The organism is Amycolatopsis sp. lyj-84, assembly GCF_046549075.1.
Taxonomy (GTDB): domain Bacteria; phylum Actinomycetota; class Actinomycetes; order Mycobacteriales; family Pseudonocardiaceae; genus Amycolatopsis.
Window position 1 is genome coordinate 202,469 of sequence record NZ_JAJPWO010000002.1, and the last position, 18,868, is coordinate 221,336.

At 70.5% G+C, this 18,868-nt stretch carries 15 protein-coding genes; 6 read left to right on the forward strand and 9 right to left on the reverse strand.

Annotated elements, in window-relative coordinates; genetic code table 11:
- The 4 genes from ACLJRM_RS06290 to ACLJRM_RS06305 all read left to right on the forward strand — a co-directional run bounded on the left by ACLJRM_RS06290 (position 1) and on the right by ACLJRM_RS06305 (position 3,987).
- On the forward strand, positions 1 to 1,224 hold the full coding sequence (locus tag ACLJRM_RS06290; RefSeq protein ID WP_410662543.1) for an acyl-CoA dehydrogenase family protein: 1,224 nt from the start codon (positions 1 to 3) through the stop codon (positions 1,222 to 1,224).
- Positions 1,221 to 2,402 carry an acyl-CoA dehydrogenase family protein gene (locus ACLJRM_RS06295; protein ID WP_410662544.1) on the forward strand — a complete coding sequence of 394 codons (1,182 nt, stop codon included), beginning with the start codon at positions 1,221 to 1,223 and terminating at the stop codon, positions 2,400 to 2,402. Before ACLJRM_RS06290 ends, ACLJRM_RS06295 begins: the two co-directional genes overlap by 4 nt.
- Positions 2,399 to 3,514 (forward strand): acyl-CoA dehydrogenase family protein, encoded by a 1,116-nt coding sequence (locus ACLJRM_RS06300; protein ID WP_410662545.1) that lies wholly within the window; start codon positions 2,399 to 2,401, stop codon positions 3,512 to 3,514. The genes ACLJRM_RS06295 and ACLJRM_RS06300 overlap by 4 nt, the downstream gene beginning before the upstream one ends.
- A gap of 83 nt (positions 3,515 to 3,597) precedes the next feature.
- On the forward strand, positions 3,598 to 3,987 hold the full coding sequence (locus tag ACLJRM_RS06305) for a hypothetical protein (protein ID WP_101606887.1): 390 nt from the start codon (positions 3,598 to 3,600) through the stop codon (positions 3,985 to 3,987).
- 2 nt (positions 3,988 to 3,989) lie between these two features.
- On the opposite strand, the gene ACLJRM_RS06310 is transcribed toward ACLJRM_RS06305, so the two are convergent.
- Complete coding sequence (locus ACLJRM_RS06310) at positions 3,990 to 4,616, reverse strand: TetR/AcrR family transcriptional regulator (RefSeq protein WP_101606886.1); 627 nt, start codon at positions 4,614 to 4,616, stop codon at positions 3,990 to 3,992.
- 173 nt (positions 4,617 to 4,789) lie between these two features.
- Here ACLJRM_RS06310 and ACLJRM_RS06315 point away from each other — a divergent pair, with 173 nt between their 5' ends.
- Positions 4,790 to 7,573 carry an AAA family ATPase gene (locus ACLJRM_RS06315; protein WP_410662546.1) on the forward strand — a complete coding sequence of 928 codons (2,784 nt, stop codon included), beginning with the start codon at positions 4,790 to 4,792 and terminating at the stop codon, positions 7,571 to 7,573.
- Between the two features lie 226 nt (positions 7,574 to 7,799).
- Positions 7,800 to 10,190 (forward strand): BTAD domain-containing putative transcriptional regulator, encoded by a 2,391-nt coding sequence (locus ACLJRM_RS06320; RefSeq protein ID WP_410662547.1) that lies wholly within the window; start codon positions 7,800 to 7,802, stop codon positions 10,188 to 10,190.
- Positions 10,191 to 10,339: 149 nt separating this feature from the next.
- On the opposite strand, the gene gntA is transcribed toward ACLJRM_RS06320, so the two are convergent.
- The 8 genes from gntA to ACLJRM_RS06360 form a co-directional block, all read right to left on the reverse strand.
- Positions 10,340 to 11,044, reverse strand: coding sequence for a guanitoxin biosynthesis heme-dependent pre-guanitoxin N-hydroxylase GntA (gntA, locus tag ACLJRM_RS06325; RefSeq protein WP_101606882.1), 705 nt, complete (start codon positions 11,042 to 11,044; stop codon positions 10,340 to 10,342).
- Positions 11,041 to 11,799: a 4'-phosphopantetheinyl transferase family protein gene (locus ACLJRM_RS06330; RefSeq protein WP_410662548.1), complete on the reverse strand. Its 759-nt coding sequence runs from the start codon at positions 11,797 to 11,799 to the stop codon at positions 11,041 to 11,043. Before ACLJRM_RS06330 ends, gntA begins: the two co-directional genes overlap by 4 nt.
- Positions 11,796 to 12,542, reverse strand: coding sequence for a thioesterase II family protein (locus ACLJRM_RS06335; protein WP_410662549.1), 747 nt, complete (start codon positions 12,540 to 12,542; stop codon positions 11,796 to 11,798). Before ACLJRM_RS06335 ends, ACLJRM_RS06330 begins: the two co-directional genes overlap by 4 nt.
- Positions 12,539 to 13,588: an HAD-IIIC family phosphatase gene (locus ACLJRM_RS06340; RefSeq protein WP_101606879.1), complete on the reverse strand. Its 1,050-nt coding sequence runs from the start codon at positions 13,586 to 13,588 to the stop codon at positions 12,539 to 12,541. The genes ACLJRM_RS06335 and ACLJRM_RS06340 overlap by 4 nt, the downstream gene beginning before the upstream one ends.
- On the reverse strand, positions 13,585 to 14,724 hold the full coding sequence (locus ACLJRM_RS06345) for an acyl-CoA dehydrogenase family protein (protein WP_410662550.1): 1,140 nt from the start codon (positions 14,722 to 14,724) through the stop codon (positions 13,585 to 13,587). The genes ACLJRM_RS06340 and ACLJRM_RS06345 overlap by 4 nt, the downstream gene beginning before the upstream one ends.
- 13 nt (positions 14,725 to 14,737) lie before the next feature.
- Positions 14,738 to 14,989, reverse strand: a complete 252-nt coding sequence (locus ACLJRM_RS06350) for an acyl carrier protein (protein WP_101606877.1) — start codon at positions 14,987 to 14,989, stop codon at positions 14,738 to 14,740.
- Positions 14,990 to 15,089: 100 nt separating this feature from the next.
- The gene (locus ACLJRM_RS06355) at positions 15,090 to 15,935 is read right to left on the reverse strand and encodes a 3-hydroxyacyl-CoA dehydrogenase family protein (protein ID WP_101606876.1); all 846 of its coding nucleotides are present in this window, start codon (positions 15,933 to 15,935) and stop codon (positions 15,090 to 15,092) included.
- The gene (locus ACLJRM_RS06360) at positions 15,932 to 18,868 is read right to left on the reverse strand and encodes a type I polyketide synthase (protein WP_410662551.1); all 2,937 of its coding nucleotides are present in this window, start codon (positions 18,866 to 18,868) and stop codon (positions 15,932 to 15,934) included. Before ACLJRM_RS06360 ends, ACLJRM_RS06355 begins: the two co-directional genes overlap by 4 nt.

Here is an 18,868-nt window from a genome sequence, read left to right on the forward strand (position 1 = left end):
ATGGACTTCGCCTTCGACGCGAAAACCGAGGAACTGCGGGGGAAACTCCTCGAGTTCATGGATTCGCACATCTACCCGGCCGAGGCCGTCTTCGAGGCTCAGCTGGCCGAGCGCGACAGTGAATGGTCGCAGCCGCCGATCGTCGAGGAGCTCAAGGCCGAGGCCCGGGAACGTGGGCTGTGGAACTTCTTCCTGCCCGGTGACCACGGCGCCGGGTTGACGAACCTGCAGTACGCGCCGCTGGCCGAGATCACCGGCCGCAGCCTCCGGCTCGCGCCGACCGCGCTGAACTGCGCTGCCCCGGACACCGGGAACATGGAAGTCCTCACCATGTTCGGCACCGAACAGCAGAAGAAGCAGTGGCTCCAGCCGTTGCTGGACGGCGAGATCCGGTCCGCGTTCGCGATGACCGAGCCCGACGTCGCCTCCTCCGACGCGCGCAACATCGCCACCAGCATCCGGCGCGACGGCGACCAGTACGTCATCAACGGCCGCAAGTGGTACATCTCCGGCGCGATGAACCCGAACTGCAAGATCTTCATCGTGATGGGCAAAACCGACCCGGACGCACCCCCGCACAAGCAGCAGAGCATGATCCTGGTCCCCCGCGACACCCCCGGCATGACCGTCAAACGCGGCATGCACGTGTTCGGCTACACCGACGGCGACCACGGCGGCCACGCCGAAGTGACCTTCGAGGACGCCCGCGTGCCGGCGGAGAACCTCATCGCCGGTGAGGGCGACGGGTTCGCGGTCGCGCAGGCCCGCCTCGGACCGGGTCGGATCCACCACTGCATGCGCGCCATCGGCATGGCCGAACGCGCGCTGGAACTGATGTGCCGCCGGGCGCTTTCGCGCGAGACCTTCGGCAAGCCGATCGCCGAACAGGGCGTGGTGCAGGACTGGATCGCCGAGTCACGGGTCAAGATCGAGCAGCAGCGGCTGCTGGTACTCAAAACCGCGTGGCTGATGGACACCGTCGGCAACCAGGGCGCCCACACCGAGATCCAGGCCATCAAGATCTCCACCCCGATCACCGTCGAATGGATCCTCGACAAGGCCGTGCAGCTGTTCGGCGCGGGCGGCGTCAGCCAGGACTTCCCGGTCGCCGAGATGTGGGCGCAGGTGCGGACACTGCGGCTGGCCGACGGCCCGGACGAGGTGCACAAGCGTTCGCTGGCGCACCGTGAACTGAAGAAGTACCGCACGGAGGCCAAGAAGTGACTACCCCACAGGACCTCAAACAGCGCGTGGCCGATCTGCTGGCCGCGTACCCGCCGGAAAGCACGCCACGGCAGGACTTCCTCGACGCGCGGTTCGACGCCGGGCTGGCGTGGATCCACTTCCCCGAGGGCCTGGGCGGCCTGAACGCGCCGCGTTCGTTGCAGTCCGTCGTGGAGAAGGAGCTCGCGGCGGCGGGCGCCCCGGACAACGACAAACGGCGGATCGGGATCGGTCTCGGCATGGCCGCGCCGACCATTCTCGCCTTCGGCACCCCCGAGCAGCATCAGCGCTTCCTGCGTCCACTGTGGACCGAACGGGAGGTGTGGTGCCAGCTGTTCAGTGAGCCGGGCGCCGGATCCGACCTGGCCGCGCTGGGCACCCGCGCGGTGCGCGACGGCGACGACTGGGTGGTCACCGGGCAGAAGGTGTGGACGTCGGGCGCGCACAAGTCGCAGTGGGCCATCCTGGTCACCCGCACCGATCCCGACGTGCCGAAGCACCACGGCATGACGTACTTCGTCTGCGACATGACCGCGCCGGGGGTGGAGGTCCGGCCGCTGCGCCAGATCACCGGCGAGGCCGAGTTCAACGAGGTCTTCCTCAGCGAGGTCCGGATCCCCGACGCGCACCGCCTCGGCGCGGTCGGCGAGGGCTGGAAGGTCGCGCAGACCACGTTGATGAACGAGCGCGTCGCCATCGGCGGGGCCGAGTTCCCGCGTGACGGCGGCATGGTCGGCGTCGTCACGGAAACCTGGCGTGAGCGCCCGGAGCTGCGGACGTCCGAACTGCACGACCGCCTGCTGAAACTGTGGGTGGAGGGCGAAAGCCTGCGCCTGGTGAGTTCGCGGCTGCGGCAGCAACTCGCCGCCGGAGCGCCGGGGCCGGAGGGTTCGGCGGTCAAGGTCGCGTTCTCCGAGCTGAACCAGGCCGCGTCCGGGCTGGAGATCGAACTGCTCGGCGACGACGGCCTGCGCTACGACGACTGGACGATGCGTCGTCCCGACGGCGTGAACTTCCTCGGCCGCGAGGCCGGCTACCGCTATTTGCGCGCGAAGGGGAACTCGATCGAGGGCGGCACCTCGGAGGTCCTGCGCAACATCATCGCCGAACGCGTGCTGGGACTGCCGTCCGAGCCGCGGATCGACAAGGACGTCGCTTGGAAGGACCTGCCCCGATGAGCGACCTGTTGTATTCCGAGGTCGAAGAGGACCTTCGCGCCAGCGTCCGCGATCTGTTCAAAGACCGCGCCGAACCGGCGGCCCTGATCGCCAGGACCGAGACGGCGGAACCGTACGACCTGACGTTGTGGCGCACGCTCGCCGCCGACCTGGGCGCGGCGGGTCTCGCCGTGCCGGAGGCGCTGGGCGGGCACGGCGCTTCGGCGCGTGAAGTCGCCGTCGTGATGGAGGAACTCGGGCGCAGCGTCGCCCCCGTCCCCTATCTCGGCAGTGCCGTGCTGGCGACGTCGGCCCTGCTGGCCACCGACACTGCGCAGGCGGAAGTGGTGGAGAAGCTCGGGAAGCTGGCCGCGGGCGCGCTCGTCGGCGCGCTGGCCGTACCGCTGTCGACCGCGCCCGGCGCCGAGTTCCCCTCGACGGTCACCGCCGCCGCGGACGGCACGCTCAGCGGCCAGGTCCGCAGCGTCGTCGACGCTTCGGTGGCCGAACTGATCGTCGTCCCGGCGGTCGGGCCCGATGGCCCCGGCCTCTTCACGGTCGACGCGGCTTCGGCGGGAGTGACGGTCACCGAGGCGATTTCGCTGGACCTGACGCGGCGCATCGCCGACGTCACCTTGGAGAACGTGGCCGCGAAGCAGGTCGCAAGCTCCTCTGCGGCGGAGTCCGCGCTGAACACGGCACTCCTGACCGCGGCGGGACTGCTCGCTTCGGAACAACTCGGGATCGCCGAATGGGCGCTGACCGAAACGGTGCGGTATCTCAAGGAGCGCTACCAGTTCGGGCGTCAGGTCGGGTCCTTCCAGTCGCTGAAGCACCGGCTGGCGAACCTGTACACGGATCTGGTGAACGCCAGGGCGACCGCGCGCTACGCCGCCGACTGCCTGGCTTCCGGCGACGACATCGCGATCGCCGTCGCGGTGGCGCAGGCGCGCAACTCCCCCATCGCCGTCCACGCCGCCGAAGAGGCGATCCAGCTGCACGGCGGGATCGGCATGACCTGGGAGCACCCCGCGCACCTGTACCTGAAGCGCGCGAAGAGCGACGAGATCGCCTTGGGCACTCCTGGGCGGCATCGCGCGGCCCTCGCACCGCTGATCGACCTGCCCGCCTGATTCCTCCCGGCGGGGTCCGCACCGGAAAGTGTCGGACCCTGCCGGTATACCTGTTCGAACATCTGATCGAACAGGGAGTCATCATGAAACTGCTCGTGGCCACCTCGAAGACCCAGGGTGCGCGAGAAAACGACTTCAACCACTGCATCGAGGGCGAACTGATCTGGATCGCCCCGTGCTGCGACGACGGCGAAGACTCCCCCGATTCCGAATGCGGGTGCAGCCGGTCCTTCGCCGGGCTGAACTCGCACCACGGGACGACGACGGCACTCGTCGCGGAGCTACCCGACTTCACCTACTCCGACTACGCCGAAGCGTTGCGGTCGAGCCTGGCCGCCCAGGGCTGGCCCGCCGACGCCGACGAAGTGGCGACAGGACTGCTCGCCTTCACCGCCGGATGGGACGTGGGAGCGGTGCTCGAACGCCGCAGCGAATGGTTCGCGGAACGGCTCGTGCCCGCACCACCAGGCTGAACCTATTCGGGTCGCAGCGCGGCCAGCAGGAGATCGGCGAAGTGGTCGCCGATCTGGCGGGCCGAGAGCGCGCCACCGCGCCGGTACCAGGAACCGAGGTGGTGCACCGAGCCGAAGAAGAAGTCGACGATCACGTCGGCCGGTTTGTCCGCGCGGTACTCGCCGGACTCCTGGCCTTCTTCGATCAGCGTGCGGAAGCGCTCGTGGTACTTGCGCCGTTCCGCGCGGACGGCCTTCTGCTTTTCCACGCTGAGCTGGTGCATGGACTGCATGAAGATCGTGTTGTCGTCGAGGTTGTCGATCGTGCTGACGACCACGTCGGAAGCAGCGGAGCGCAACCGCTCCCGCAGCGGCGCCTCACTCGAGGCCACCTTTTCCAGTTGCTCGGTCTGCGCGCGCAGCACCCGGGCGTAGATCTCGTAAAGGAGGTCGTCCTTGGAGCCGAAGTAGTGGTACATCGCCCCCTTGGTGACCCCGGCCGCCTCGACGATCTCCTGCACGGAGGTGCGGTCGAAACCCTTCTTGGCGAAGAGCTTCGTGGCGTGCGACAGCAGACGGCGCGGCACGGCGGCCTGGTCTTCGCCGCTCGCCTCCGCCGTCCCCGCCTTGCGGGTGGTCGCTCGTGTCATGGCCGGCTCCTTCTCGTGCGGACGCTCAGCATACCGGCCGGTTTGTCGACGCCCCGGGAACCGCCGGTACCGGGCGGGAATTACCGGCCACTGGGAACTTGACACGGCCCCGACTGCCCGGTTCATACGGTTGGGTGACGGTCAGCCGGGCTCCGTCCTGGTGAACTGGGCGCATGAGCACCAGGCACACGGACACCGGGACGGGTCTGCGGACGGACGTCCGCGTCGAGGAGGTGGGGATCCTGCGGGACGACGCCGGTCTCGGCACGACCCCGCTCACGGTGCTCGCGGGCGAACCCGGCTGCGGTCGCGGCACGGTGCTCGACAGGCTCGCCGAGGAGCTCACCCCGTCGGCCAAGGTGCTGGTGCTGCGGCTCGCCGAACTCGACCGGACGCTCCCCTACGGCGCGATCTTCCGGCTTCTCGTCCTCCTCGGCGCGGACCGGGCCGAGGAGGAGCCCGCGCGGCGATCCGTGCTGGCCATGCTCGCCAGGGCGGGCGAAACCACGCCGACCCCGGAGACCGTCGCGAAGATCGCGACAGCCGTGTTCGCGCTCCTGCGGACCCAGACCCCGCTGGTGGTCCTGGTCGACGACGTCCAGTGGCTCGACGAGCACACCGCACGGCTGGTGAGCCCGCTGCTGCACCGGTGTTCGGCGGAGACGCCGATCAGCGTGGTGGCGACGCTGCGGATCGGCGCGGGGGACGACATGTCCGGGAGCCCCGCGCTGCGCGGCGCCTTCGCGCGGCTGCGGGCGGGTGGGCGCGCGAGGCTGCGGTTTCTCCGGCCGCTTTCGCGAGCCCAGTCGCGCTCCCTGCTGACCGGGCTGGTCTCGGCCCTGCCGAACGACGGGCTGGTGACCGAACTGCACACCGCCGCCCGGGGCAACCCCGCCGCGCTGACCGCGCTCGTGCACGGTTACCGGTCCGCCGGGGCCCTGCGGATCGTCGACCGCACCGCGTACCGCGTCGAAAGGGTCGACGAACCGGTGGCCACCGTGGACCATCCGCTTCTGCGGGCGGTGACCGAGGCGGGTGGCGGAGTGCGGGAAGCGGCCGAGACGATGGCGATGCTCGGCCCGCTCGGTGCCTCCGCCACCGGGCTGGCCGCGACCACGCTGGGGTGGCGGGAGGACGACCTGCGCGGAGTGCTCGACAGGCTTGTCGCCGAACGCGTCCTGGTGCGGGACCGGGACGGCGGATACCGGTTCCGGGTCCCCGCCGTCCGGGACGCCCTGCTGACCGGGATCGGGCCGTACGCCTCGCGAAGCATGTCCGCACAAGCGGTCCAAGCCGTGTGGTCGGGTTCCGCGACCGTCTCCGACCCGGATCTGGTGCTCGACTGGATCACCCAGGCCGGGTCGCTCGTCGACACGCGCCGCGCGTCGGCCGAACTCCTCGAGAACGGCAAACGTGTCCTGTTCACCGACGGCGCCAAGGCGGAACGCTGGCTCCACGCGACGTTGTCCTGGGTGACCGAACCGCCGGCGCGGACCGTCGTGCTGATGCTGCTGAGCGCGGCGAAGGCGTTGCACTACCGCGCCGCCGAGGCCGGGGAATGCGCGCGGCAGGTGCTCTGCAAGCATCTCGGCCATCTGGAACCGGCGCAGGCGCAGGAACTCTCGACCGTGTTCATCACCGGGCTCGCGGCCCGCGGCGACCTCGGGGAGCTCGCCGAAATCGCCGCGGGCGCGTCCCCGGTGCTGCCGGACGACCCAGCCCTGATGGTGATCAACCGGGCGTACGCCCTGCTGCTGAGCCGTCGCTGGATCGAGGCCAGGGACCTGCTCGAACGGGAACGCGCGGTGTGGACCGGGAGCAACCACATCACCGCCGACTTCGGCACGATGTTCCTCGCGGCCTGCGGCGTCGTGCTCGGTGACACGTCCCAGCTGCACACCCTCGTTGCCCATCCGGAACTGTGGCGGTCTGGACATCTGCCGCAATACGGCATCGAACAGCGCCGGTTCGAAGTGGAAATGCTGCTGCAGCTGGGAGAACTCCAGCAGGCGCGACGGCGGATCGCCGAGACCGGGATGACCCTCGACCAGCTCCCCGGGCCGAACCGGTTCGCGCTGAACTATCTGGGCGGGGACTGGCCGGAAGCGATGGAACTGGCCCGCCGCACGATGTTGGGCGGCACCGACCCCGCCCGGCCGCTGCACAGCCTGCTGACCCAGTGCGCGATCCGGATCCTCGGCGCGCAGGGCTGGCTCGCCAGGGCGCGGGCGCTGGCCGCCGACAGCCGTCAGTCCGGGATGCAGCACACGGTCGACCACGCCGAGTTCACCGTGCTCAGCCTGCTCGGCGACACCGAGGGCGCCGACGCACTGCTGTACTCGGCCGCGCGCAGCGCCGACGCGGGTGGCTATCTGCTGGGCACCGAAGACCTCTGGGCCGACCTGGCCCGCTCGGCGCTGGTGCGGAACAAGCAGCGCGAAGGGGAACACTGGGTGCGGCGCGCGGCGCGCACCGCGACCCAGCTCGACACCGCCCGCGCCCACCAGAACCACTACCTGGCGCGCGCCGCCGTCCATCGCGAGCCCGCCGCGGCCCGGCGTGCCGCGGCCATCGCGCGCGAACGCCGGGACGTCCCGTACGAGTCGGCGATGACGCTCCTGCGAGCGGGTCTGGCCGGGCACCGGCCGGAACAGTCGTGGACCGAGGCGTACGAACTGTTCGGTGTGGTGGGAGCCTGGTTCTGGCGCGGCCGAGTGCGGAAACTGTTGCGCGACAACGGCTTCGCCGGTCCCGGCCGGACGGAGACGACCGCCGAGAACGAGCGGCTGCTGGCGATCCTCGTCGCCGAGGGCCTCACCAACCGGCAACTGGCGGTCGTCCTCGAAACCAGCGAGAAGAGTGTCGAGGGCAGGCTCAGCAGGCTGTTCTCCCGGACCGGGTACACGTCGCGCGTGGAACTCGCGGCGGCGATCCTGACCGGCGAATACCTGACCTGACCCTCGCGGTGGGATCGCATTCAGAGGACTAAATGCGCGGGTACAGGTGCGCCGCGCGCGTCTAGCAGGTGAGAACGTCCACAGTCAACACATCGGGCGGTAACTGGCATCGTTCTCGGGTGCCACTGGCACCGAGCCAGTATCCGCGCCACACCGTTGTCGGGGGGTGGGGTGCGGGGCCACGGTGGAGATCGTCTTCGGAAGCTCCAAGCAAGGTGGTGACCCCGTGCGTTTCGACCTACTCGGCCCCTTCAACGTCGTGCACGACGGACGTCCGGTAGTGCTGCGCGGCGCGACCCAGCGAGCCGTACTCGCCTATCTCCTGTTGCGCCACAACGAGGTCATCGCCACCAGCACCTTGCTGCAGGCGATCTGGGCGGACGAGATCCCCGCCACCGCGCGCAAAATGGTGCAGAACGCCGTTTCGGGGCTGCGCTCCACGCTGGCCCAGCGGGCCGGCGCCACCGAGCAGGCGATGCTGCTCACCCACGCGCCCGGTTACCTGCTGCGCGTCGACAGCGACCAGGTCGACGCCGCCCGGTTCCGGCGGTTCGCGGCAGACGGCCGGACAGCACAGGCGGGCGGCGACGTCGAGCGGGCCGTTTCGGCCTATCGGGAGGCTCTCGCGCTGTGGCGGGGCCCGGTGCTCGCCGACCTCACCGAGACCGGCGTGGTGTGGCCCGAGCTGGTCGCGCTGGAGGACCAGCGGATCGCCGTCCACGAGGACCTTTTCGGTCTGGAGCTGGACCGCGGGCATCACCACGAAGTGCTCGCCGACCTGCGCGGGCTCGCCGAGGCCAACCCGAATCGCGAGCGGCTCAACGCCCAGCTGATGACCGCGCTCTACCGCTGCGGCCGTCACGTCGACGCGCTCGAGGTCTACCGGGCGACGCGGGCCAGTCTCGCCGAGGGTCTCGGCCTGGAGCCGGGCAAGGAGCTGCGTGAGCTGGAACGCGCGATCCTCCAGCACGACGAAACCCTGCTCACCCGGCGGCCGGATCCGGCGCCGCGCCCCGGACCCGAGCCGGCGGAAGAGCCTGCCCCGGTGGTCGCGCCGCTGCCGTTCACCCCGGCCCCGGTGATCGCCCTGCCCCGTACGGAGCCCGTCGAAAGCGAGCGGAAGCCGGTCGTCGCGATCGGTGTCGCCCTCGCCGCCACCCCGGACGACGATCCCGAGGAGGCCGTGGAGATCCAGGCACGGCTGCGGGACGTCGTCGAGGAGGAGGCCCTCGCCGCGGGCGCGCATCTGCCCGGCGATTCGGGCCCGGTCGTGCTCGCCTTGTTCGGCCTGCCCCGGACCGGTGACGACGACGCCGTCCACGCGACCCGGACCGCGCTGCGGATCCTCGACCGGCTGGCCACGGCCGGGATCGCCGGTCAGATCGGCGTCGACAGCGGTGACGTCCTCGTCGAGTTCACCGCCGCCGGTCCCGGACAGGTGGCGGGCCCCGTGCTGGACCGCTGTGTCCGCTCGGCGCTGCGGGCACCCGAAGGCCGGATCCGGGTGTCGGACGCGGTACGCGAGGCTTCGGAGCCCGCCGTGGTGCACGAGGCTTCGGAGGACTCGCCCGGCTGGTGGCACGCCGTTTCGGCCCGTCAGCATCCGGTGGCCGAGCCCGCCGACCCCGGCGGTTTCGTCGGCCGTGACCACGACCGCGATCTGCTGAACCACCTTCTCGGCTTCGTCGAGCGCGGCGGCCGCCCGCATCGGGTGACGGTGCTCGGCGAGCCCGGGATCGGCAAGAGCCGCCTCCTCGCCGAGTTCGCCGAGACCTTGTCCGAGCAACCCCGCGTCCGCGTGCTGGACGCCGGGGCCGATGTCACCGAAGCCTTCGCCGTCGTTCCGGGACTGCTCCCCCAGACCGCCTCGCGGCTGCGCACCGAAGGCGGGGATTCGGCACTTCGAGCCGCCGCCACCGAGCTGACCGCCTACGGGCCCCTGGTCGTGCTGGCCGACGACCTGCACCGCGCCGACCACGAGACCCGCGACGCTGTCGTCCGGCTCGGGGAAGCCTGCGCGGGACTGCCGGTGCTGATCGTCGCGTCCGCCAGGCCCGGGCTGCTGGGTGCCGAACACGGCGAGCGATGCGGGACGACGGTGACCCTCGCCCCGCTTGCCGACGACGCCGTCGGCAAGCTGCTCGACAAGCTGCTGCCCGGCACCGCCCGGCTCATCCGCGGCAGGCAGGAACTGATCGGCAGGATCGGCGGGAACCCCCGGTTCGCGCACGCGTACGCCCAGGGGGTGCACGGCCGCACCACCCCGTTTCCGGGACTGGGCCAGGCGATGACGCCCCCGCTGGTCCGCCGGACGCTCGCCGCGCAGCTCGACAACCTACCCGCGGCCGAGAAATCCCTTCTGAAGGCGGCCAGCCTCACCGGGGACGCGTTCACCGCCGAGGACGTCGCCGCCGTCTGTGGTCGGGACACCGCCGAGATCGAAGGAACGCTGTCCCGGCTCGCGAGTCTCGCGGTGCTGCGGCGCGAAGACGACGACGCCGGCTACACGTTCCGCCGGGCGACTCTGCGAGAGCTGGTCTACCAGCGGATCCCGCGCGCGACCCGCACCGCGCTGCTGCGCCGCCCGGCCGTGCACCGCATCGAAGCCCTCGCCTGAGGCCCGGCAGCGTCGCGAAAGCCACTTTCGGGACATCAGATGTCCCGAAAGTGGCTTTCGCGACACCCGAGGTCGGCGCCACTCACGACTCTGTACCGACGAGAAAGCCCCCGGTCGCCAAGCGACCAGGGGCTTTTCCTCGCCACCGCTCAACCGGTGGGGCGCTGCATCACGTCCGACGTGTACTTCACCGAAGACGCCTCATGCCGCGAAGTGAACGGGCACTTCCAGTCGTCTTCGGTCATCCGCCCCGCGAAGTGGCGCGACGGCATCTGGTACTCGTACGTGGTGAAACTCGGGTTGACCGAGCCGTTGTTGGTCGTCTCCCGTTTGCGGATCGCGTCCTGCATCGAGAAGAACTTGTCGCCGAGCAGCATGAACTGCATCAGCGAGTTGAACGCGATCGCCGGCCGGGGGAACCGGCGGCTCGCCCTCGACGCGCCCGGGTGCATGCCGACGACGAAGAACGAGTGCCCGGCGACGTGGAAGCCGAAGTTCGGCTCGTCGGGGTCGGACGTCGCGCCGTCGTCGAGGCCGTAGGTGCGGCTGTCGATGTCGTGCATGAGCTGGAGATGGCGCCACAGCAGGCGTTCGTGCTCTTCCTCGTCGAGGATCCCGCCGGGCTCCTCGAAGGTGGACACGAAGGTGCGGAAGCTCTTGTCCGACAACGTGGGCCGGATGTCGCGGGCGTAGCCGAGCATGTCGCGGTAGTGGGCGCGCGCCGACTCCGGGTCACCCAGCGCCGGGTAGTGGCCGTGGACGATCGAGCCCTTCTTCAGCGCCGCGCGAGCGCCGAGACAGCTGAACTCCGTGGTCTGGATGAACGCTTCGAGCTCCGCTTTCGGGTCGCTCATTTCACTCCGCCTTTCCGGTGCTCCGCGGCCGGTCGCGGCCCGCCGGGGAGCCAGTCGAAGGCGCGCACGGTGACCGGGCGCGCCGGGACCGCCAGCGCGGCCGCGTTGCCCGCTCCGGCGTCCAGTTCCGTGATCGTCCACTCAGGACGGTCGTCGAGTGCGACGTCGCCGCCGGTGAGGGTGAAGGAGGGGCCCGGCAGTCCGGCGAGGCCGGTGCCTTCGGCCTTGAGGTAGGCCTCCTTGCAGGTCCAGTACCGGAAGAACGTCAGGGGTTCGCGGACGGCCGCGGCCTCTTCCGGGCGCAGCGTCCGCGCGGCCAGGCCGTCGTGGTCGACCTCCCGGACCTCCTCGACGTCCACGCCGACCCGGACCCCGGCGGCGACCGCGACCAGCGCCAGGTCACCGGAACGGGACAGGCTGAACTCGATCCCCGTCGCACCGGCCAGCGCCGGGCGGTCACCGTCGCGGGTGAACCGCAGCGCTGCCGGAGCGGTGCCCGTGTAGGAGGCGAGGATGTCGCGCAGGGCGACGTGCGAGGCCAGGAACCGGGCCCGTTCCTCGTCCACGGTGATGGCGGCCGCCCGGCGCAGCTCGTCTTCCGAGAGCGCGCCGAGCAGGGCGTACAGCTCGGACGAGCCGGGGGCGAGCACCCTGCCGAGGGGGACCCGCCACACGTGCGCGTCCCGGCAGGGCCGGAGCCGTTCGCCCAGCGCGCCCGAAGGCTGCTTCCAGGCCGGGAACCACTGCGTCGTCATCGGCCCAGCTTCCGGTGGATCACACCCAGGAGCTCCGGTACGCGCTGTTCGAGATAGAAGTGCCCGCCCGGGTAGGTGACCATCGTCGCGTCGGTGGCGAGTTCGAGCCACGCCGCCAGTTCGTCCAGATCGGCCCGCGGATCGCGATCGCCGCCGAACACGGTCAGCGGCACCGGCAGCGGCTCCCCCGGCGTGTGCCGGTAGGTCTCGTTGACCGCGAGGTCGGCCCGCATCAGCGGCAGGAACATCGCCAGCAGCTCCCGTTCCCGCCGCAGGACCTCCGGCAGCCCGCCGAGGGCGTGCAGTTCGGTGGCGAGCCGCTCGTCGGGCAGTGCTCGCAGCTGGAGTCTGGTGTCGGGCAGCTGCGGCGCGGCCCTTCCCGAAACGAACAGGTGTTTCGGCAACGTGGCCCCGCGCTCGACGAGCCGCCGGGTGAGCAGGTACGCGGTCAGGGCTCCGACGCTGTGACCGAAGAACGCGAAGTCACCGGTCAGCGCGTCGCCGAGGCCGTCGATCGCCGCCTCGACAAGACTTTCGACGTCTTCGTGCGGCGTCTCGCGGCCGCGTTCGGCCCGGCCGGGCAGCTGGACCGGCAGGACGACCAGCTCGTCGCCCGCCACCGGGATCCAGTCGCGGTAGACCGCCGCGCTCGCGCCGGCGTGCGGGAAACAGAACAGCTTGGTCACCGCGCCCGGCGGGATCCCGCCGGGCAGCCAGGGCCGCGCCGTGATCGGTGCGGTCATCGCAGCTCCATCGTCAGATAGGACGGCGGCGGCTGGATGGTGCTCAGGTCGGACTCGAGGACGAGCCGGTCACCGTCGCGCGAGATCTCGGTGAAACCAGCGAACGCGTAGGTCACGTACATGACCCGGTTGCGCCCGGTCTCGACGAAGTCCGCGCGCAGTTTCGCGCCGTCTTCCTTGGCCAGCCCCATGATGTGGTTGAGCAGGACCGTGCCGACCCCGCGCGACATCACGCGGCACGACATCAGCATCATCCGCAGATGCCAGGCTTCCTCGCCGCGTTCGGCCAGCGCCAGGCCGATCTTGCCGTAACCGCCGTACTTGTCCGAAAGGGACGCGACGAGCAGCACGTGGTCGGGCGAGGTCCGCAACTCGTCCAGTTCCTCGTACGAGTAGGTCCGGCCGGTCGAGTTGAGCTGGTTGGTGCGGACGGTGAGTTCCTCGGCCCGCTGCAGGTCTTCCCGCTGGGCGCGGGCGATCGTGAACTTCATGTCCAAAGTGGACAGAAACTCCTCGCTGGTGCCCTCGTGGTCCTGTTCGACCTGCTCCCGGACGGCGGCCGCGCGGTAGAGGTCGCGCCGCACCCGCGACTCGTCGGTGACAAACTTGGGCCGGAACTCCTCCGACGCCAGGGTCTCCCCCAGTTCCGCCACGTCGACGGTCTTGACCGACGGCAGCGCGTGCGCGACCTCGGCCAGTTCGAACGGCTGGTCGTCGACGAACGCGATCGCGTCGAGGCCGATGTTGAGCGCCTTCGCGATCCGTTCCACCGAGCCGGATTTGGGGTTCCAGGTGATCTGCGGGTACAGGAAGTATTCGTCGAGCCCGGCCGCCTTCAGCCGCGCCATCGCCGCGTCGTGGTCGTTGCGGCTGGCCACCGAATGCAGCACGCCCAGCTCGTCGAGGCGCCGGATCTCGGCGACCACGTCGGGGCGCACGGTCACCTCGCCGTCTTCGAGCAGGGTGCCGTCCCACACCGTGTTGTCCAGGTCCCACACCACGCATTTGATGCGGCCGCGCTTCGGTTTCTCCAAGACCTCGCTCATCCCGCCACCTCCCGGTACGCCTCGTCCGCGATGGTCAGCTCCTGGATCTGGGTGCTGCCCTCGATGATTTCCATGACTTTCGCGTCGCGGTAGAGCCGGGCCACCGGATAGTCCGGGCCGCAGCCGTTCGCGCCGTGGATCTGGACCGCGTCCGAAGCCGCCTTGGCCGCGGCGGTGGACGCGAAGTACTTGGCGACCCAGGTCGCCATGATGGTCGCCGGGTCGCCCGCGTCCTTGAGCCTGCCCGCCTTCTCGCACAGCAGCCGCGCGGCGTCGCGCGCGGTGACCATTTCGCTGATCTTGGCGCGGATCTGCGGCAGATCCCGCAACAGCCCGCCACCCGCCGAACGCGCCGACGTGTAGGCGGCCGACGCGGCCAGCGCGGCCCGGATGATGCCGACCGAGCCGCACGCCACGCTGTAGCGCCCGAGGTCGAGCGCGCCGGTCATCACCGTTCCCGCGGCCCAGCCCGGCGGGCCGACCAGCGCGGACGGGTCGAGCCGGACGTCGTCGAACTCGATGGTCGCCAGCATGCTCGCGGTGGTGCCGAGCATGTGCCGGACCGGGGTCACCGTGACCCCGGGATGGTCGGCGGGGACGAGGAACGCGCTCATCCCGGTCGCCGTGCCGGCGAACACCAGCAGCAGCCCGGCGACCTGGCCGCCGGTGATCCAGGTCTTGCGGCCCTTCAGCGTCCAGACGCCGTTCTCGGCGACGGCCACGGTTCCCGCGGCCGTCGAGTCGCTTCCGCTGAAGTCCGGTTCGGTCAGGCAGAACGCGCCGAGGGTGGCGCCTTCGGACAGCACGGGCAGCCAGCGATCGCGCTGTTCGTCGTCACCCCAGCGCTGCACCGTCGCGGTCACCATCGTGTGCACGGTGAGCAGGCTCCGCAGCGACGAACAGCCGCGGCCGACCTCCTCGTGCAGCCGTCCGAGGGTGACCATGTCCAGTCCGGCGCCGCCCGCCTCCGCGGGCAGGAACGGGGCCCACAGTCCCAGCTCCCCCACCCGCCGCAGCACGTCACCGGGGATGCTCTCGGCCCGGTCCCACGCGTCCGCGTGCGGGCCGACCTCCTCGTCGACGAAACGCCCGACCACCTCGGCTTCGGGGGTTTCGGGCCGTGTCCTCGCCCTCACGTTTGCTCCTCGTTCAGTGCGCGGCCGCGGCGGTGCGCCGCTCGACCAGCTCGGTCATCCGCGTGACGGTGCGGAAGTTGTCCAGCTTCAGGTCCTCGTTGGGGATCCGCGTGGCGAACGCCTTCTCGATGAACATGACCAGCTCCATCGCGAACAGGGAGTTCACGAAACCCAAGGCGAAGATGTCCTGCTCGTCGGTGAACGACAGACTGGGGAACTTCGCCCCGATGAAGGCGCGGATCTCGCCTCGGACGTCCTGCGACATGGTGGATGCCTTTCTCGTTAGAGGGAGCTGAAGGGGCCTTTCGCCGCATGCGACGCGAGGAAAGCGCCCTTCACCGCGTGAGATGCGGCGAAAGCGTCCTTCAGCCGCTGTAGTTGTAGAAACCCTTGCCGCTCTTGCGACCGTGCAGTCCGGCGGCGGTCATCTGCTTGAGCAGCGGGCAGGGGCGGTACTTGCTGTCGTTGAACTCGTCGTAGAGCACTTCGACGCTGTAGAGGATCGTGTCGACGCCGATCAGGTCGGCGGTCTCGAGCGGGCCCATCGGATGCCCGAAGCAGCCGCGGAACACCTCGTCGACGGTCTCCGCGTCCGCGACTCCTTCGTGCACGAGGAAAGCGGCCTCGTTGACGGTGAGCATCAGCACGCGGTTGGAGACGAACCCGGAGGCGTCGTTGACCGGGATCGGCTTCTTCCCCATCGACAGCAGCAGCTCGCGCACGATGTCCTTGGTGGACTCGCTGGTGTGGTAGCCGGGGATGAACTCGCACGACGGCTTCATCGGCACGGGGTTCATGAAGTGCACGCCCATCACCTTGTCCGGCCGCCGGGTGAGCGCGGCGACCTTGGTGATCGGGATGGCGGAGGTGTTGACGACGAACACCGTGTCGGCTTTGCAGGCTTCGTCGAGTTTCGGGTAGAGGCGGGACTTCAGGTCCCAGTTCTCGGTGATGTTCTCGATCACGACTTCGGCTTCGGCCAGCAGGTCGAGTTCGGTGCCGAAGGTGATCCGGCCGAGCACGGCGGCGGCGTCGATCTCCGGCCCGCCGAGCATGCGGCTCATCCGGCATTCGAGTTCGATCCGGTCGCGCGCGTCGGCGAGCTTGCCCGGGTCGACGTCGATGAGCACGGCCTCGTGCCCGCTGGTGGCGAGATTCTGCGCGACCCCGGTGCCCATCACACCGGCGCCGACGACTCCGACGAGGGTCATCGTTCCTCCTTGGCTGCGTTGCTCGTGGTCAGGTCCAGCACGCCGTCCAGCCGGCCGTGGGCGGCACGCACGGCCTCGGCACCGCCGGGGTGTTCCTCGGCGAACACGACGGTCGCGCCCAGTTCGGCGCCCAGCCGGGCGGCCAGATCCCGGGCAGTGACGTCGAGTTCGCCTTCGATCAGGTAGACCGGCCGCGCGGACCGGGCGCCGAGTGCGACGTCGGCGGCGGCCTGGGTCGGCTCGATCCAGTAGCGGTCGCGCTGGAACGGATAACCGGGCAACGTGGTCTTCCGCGGGTCACGGCCGTCGTGATAGGCCCGCCAGTCGATGTCCGCCCCGGAAAGCCAGGCCCGGCCGAGCGCTTCGGTGAGCACGGCCGTGTCCTGGCGGGGGTCGGCCTCGCCGGGCAGGGTGGGTACCAGCAGCGGCCACGAGGTCTGCGGGAAATCGGGGTGGCCGCGGAACATCGAGCCGAGCGACTGCCCGGCTCCCAGTTCCAGCAACACGGTATCCGGGGAAGCACTGGCAATTTGCTCGATCATCGCGGCGAACCGCACCGGGCGGCACATGTGCTCGGCCCAGTAGCCGGGATCCTTCAGCTGCTTCGCGGTGATCGGCGCGCCGGTGACGTTCGACAGGTACGGGACTTCCGGCTCGCGCGGGGTGAGGTTCTTCCGCGCCCACGCGGTCAGCTCGGCCGCGGCGGGGCGCAGGGCACGCGAGTGGAAGGCGTGCGTCGTGCGCAGCGGCCGGGCCGGGACGCCGTGTCCGGCGAGCGCGGCTGCCAGCTTCTCGACGCCGTCGCCCGCGCCGGACACCACGATCATCCGCGGCCCGTTCACCGCGGCGACGTCGACACCGAACGCGGTCACGTCACCCACCAGCTTGGTGAGTTCGTCCGCGCCCAGCGGCACCGCCGCCATCGCGCCGGTCGGCAGCTTTTCGATCAGCCGCGCGCGAGTAGCCACCAGTGCGGTGGCTTCTTCCAGTGTCAGGGCGCCCGCGAGCGCGGCTGCGGCGAACTCGCCGACGCTGTACCCGGCGAGCAGGGAGGGCTGGACGCCCCAGGCGCGCAGCAGACGGCCGAGCGCGTAGCCGAGGGTGAACACGGCGGGCTGGGTGACGGACGGCGCCGCGTCCTCGCTGTCGGCCGCGCGGCCCAGCAGCCGGGCCAGGTCACCGCCGTCCGCACCGCGGGCACCGTGCAGGCTCTCCGTCGGGTCGACGCCGAGATGGGACTTGAACAGCGCGGCGCACTCGTCGACGGCGGCCTTGAACTCGGGCTCGCTGTCGTACAGGCCTCCGGCCATTCCCCGGTACTGCTCCCCGACCCCGGCGAGCAGGAAGGCCGCCTTCCGCGGCTTCGTGTCCGCTTCGGCGACCACGCGGGTCTCGGACGCGAACGCGTCGGCGGCATCGTCCACAGTGGACACGACGGTCATCCGGCGGTGGCCGAAGGCCTTCCGCCCGTTGTGCAGCGTGTAGGCGACGTCGGCCAGGTCCGTCCACTCCGGACGGACCGCGGCGAGTCGGCCGGTCATCGCGTCCGCCGCCTCCGGGGTCCGGGCGGACCAGGCGAGCAGCTGATGCGGCCGGGCGGCCGGGCGCTCCGGGAAGTCCTCCGGCGCCTCCTCGATGACGACGTGGGCGTCGGTGCCGCCGAAGCCGTAAGCGCTGACCCCGGCCAGCCTCGGCCGCTCGCCGCGCGGCCAGTCGGTCAGTTCCTTCTGCACCACCAGCTTGTCACCGCTGTGGGCCAGCTGCGGGTTCGGCTTCTCGAAGTTGACCGGTGGCGGCTGCTTTTCGTGGTGCAGGGCGAGCGCGGCCTTGATCAGCCGGGCGATCCCGCCCGCCTGGTTGATGTGCCCGAGGTTCGCGTCGATCGAGCCGAGCGTGATCCGCTCGACGCCGTCGACGTCGAAGATCTTCTGCAGTGCCGAAATCTCGGCGACGTCACCGAACGGGGTGCCCAAAGTGGACACTTCGATGTGGTCGATCGCGGCGGGCTCGACGTCGGCGGCGGCCATCGCCTCGGCGACGACGGCGGCCTGGCCGGGGACGCCCGGCAGGTTGAAGCCCTGACGTGCGCGGTTGCCCTCGTGGTGGATGGCCCAGCCGCGGATCACCGCGTAGATCCGGTCGCCGTCGGCCTGCGCGTCTTCGAGCCGCCGCAGGACGACGACACCGAGACCGTTGCCGGGGACCTTGCCGTTGGCGCCCGCGTCGAGGATCCGGTTGATCCCGTCGGGCGCGAACCGGCTGCCCTCACGGTAGAGGTAGCCCGGTTCCTGGGGCACGACGACGGAAACCGAGCCGGACACCACCAGGTCGGATTCACCGGTGAGCAGACTGGAGCAGCCCTGGGCGACCGCGGCGAGCGCGGTCGAACTACAGCTCTGCACGCTGACCGACGGGCCGGTCAGGTCGAGCGCGTACGAGAGCCTGGACGCGATCAGGTCCTTTTCGTTCTGCAGGATCAGCTGGTCCGGGCCGACGGTCAGCGCGGTGACGTCGTTGGACAGCAGATTCGACAGCAGGTAGGTGCTCGGGGCGCCGCCCGCGAACACGCCGGCCAGGCCCTCGATCCGGTCCGGGTCGACACCCGCGTCCTCCAGCGCGTGCCACGCGCATTCGAGGAACAGCCGGTGCTGCGGGTCGAGCAGTTCGGCGTCGGTCCGGTTGTAGCCGAAGAAGTCGGCGTCGAAGCGGTCGATCCCGGGCAGCAACCCGGCCGCGGGGACGAACGCGGGGTCGTCGGCCACTTCGGCGGGGACACCCGCGGCGAGCAGTTCGGCGCGGGTCATCCGGGTGATGCCGTCGCGGCCGGCGCACAGATCGGCCCAGAACTTGCCGATGTCGGGCGCGCCGGGAAAGTTCCCGGCCATGCCGACGATCGCGATGTCGTCGCCGGTGTCCCGTTCTCGTGTGGTCAT